Consider the following 1889-nt stretch of genomic DNA (forward strand, 5'->3'; position numbering starts at 1 on the left):
AAAAGCGCCGCCCTTGTTTTGGGCGGCGCTTGGGTTGTTTGTGTTTTGGTGCGTTTATTCTGCGGCCTGTGGTGCCTCGGCGTGTTTGTCACGCTGGCTGTCGCGGAACAGCGCCTTGGCGAGGGCGACCATCATCAGGCCCATCACCATGGTAAACGGCAGCGCGCCGATGATCATCGCGTTGCGCAGCGCGTCCATCGGGTTGTTCTCGCCCGCTGCAAGGATCAGCGCGCCGATCACCGCCAACAGGATCAGACCCCAGATGATGCGGTGCTTGATGCCCGTCTCCTGGCTGCCGCCCGACATGATCGTGTTCATCACCAGGATGCCCGAATCCGCCGAGGTCACCAAGAAGGTCATGATCAGGATCACGCACATCACGTTCAGCATCGACAGCAGACCACCGTCGATCATGTAGGACAGCGTCACGAACAGCTTGTTGGTGTTCGAGGCCCCGATGATCGCGCCTCCGGCTTCACCGGCCAGTTCCAGATCGATCGCGGTGCCGCCCAGAACCGTCATCCACGCAAAGCACACCAGTGCCGGTGCGAAGACACAGCCCAGGATGAACTCACGCACGGTGCGACCCTTCGAGATGCGCGCCAGGAACAGGCCCACAAAGGGCGAGAACGCAATCCACCAGGCCCAGTAGAACGTGGTCCAGCCTGCCTGCCAGCCAAACTGACGACCCTGCTCACCGGCGGCATAGGCCGCGGCCAGAGTGGCCTCGTCGAGTTCCGCTGCTGCGCCTTCCAGGCCGCTCTTGAAGCCGTCATAGCTGCCCCAGGCATTTGTCGCGCCACCCATCAGGGCATCCGCATGGGCCTGAGCCTCGGCCGGCAGAGCCGCCGCAAACGCCTCGGCCGAGAGCGGACCATAGGCGCCAAAGCTCAGCGACAGGAAGTGCAGGATATAGTCCACCAGCGCGGTGCCATAGGTGGTCATCGCAAAGACGAACGAGCCGAAGACGACAAATGTGCCCAGCAGGATGATCGACAGCACCAGGTTCAGGTTCGACAGGTACTTAACACCGCGTCCAACACCCGACACAGCCGAGATGATCGACAGGCCCATGATCACCAGCAGACCTGCAATCAGGCCAACTTTCGACGGGGCCGGAACGTCACCGCTCAGGTCCATGATCCACTCCATCCCGGTGATCGCATAGACACCGTCGATGAACTGGCTGACGCCATAGCCGATGGTGACCGACACACCCAGGATCGTTGCCACAACGCCCAGAACGTCGACCACATGGCCCAGGAAACCGTTCATCAGCTTGCCAAACAGCGGCGTCAGCGCCGAGCGGATGGTCAGTGGCATGTTGCGCGTATAGGCGTAATAGGCCAGCGAAAGGCCGGTCACCACGTAGATCGCCCAGGCGTGGAAGCCGTAGTGCAGATAGGTGTAGCGATAGGCCGACTGGACCGCCTCGGGCTCATTGCCCGGCACGTCGCCCGCGACAACCACAGGGTTCGAACCCCACAGGCCCAGAGGCTCGGCGGTGGCGAACACCATCAGACCCACACCCAAACCGGCGCCGAACATCATCGAGAACCATGAGAAGTTCGAGAACTCGGGCTTTTCCCCGGGCGTGCCCATCACCCGCTTGCCGGTGGCCGGCAGCAGCGCAACGATGGCCAGAAAGAAGAAAAACAGACCCACGATGATGACGTAGAAGCTGTTGAAGACCTCCAGAATCTGAGAGTTCCAGCTGCCCAGAGTGCTATTCGCATTCGCCGGAAAGATCAGCGCCCAAAGCACAAGGGCGACCATCACGCCCTTACTGATCAGCGCAATCGGAACGCTGTTATTCTCATAAAAACCGCTATCCGCGGTCTTAATGTCCAAATCCGTAAACGGTTCTTTAATCGACATCAATTTCCTCC

General features: G+C 60.5%; 1 protein-coding gene. It reads right to left on the reverse strand.

Features of this window, described 5'->3' with window-relative positions:
- Positions 1 to 54 precede the first annotated feature (54 nt).
- Complete coding sequence (locus tag ACR0AI_RS21900; protein ID WP_480677203.1) at positions 55 to 1878, reverse strand: BCCT family transporter; 1824 nt, start codon at positions 1876 to 1878, stop codon at positions 55 to 57.
- Positions 1879 to 1889 lie beyond the last annotated feature (11 nt).

The sequence above is a fragment of the Ruegeria sp. BG3 genome (genome assembly GCF_056538485.1).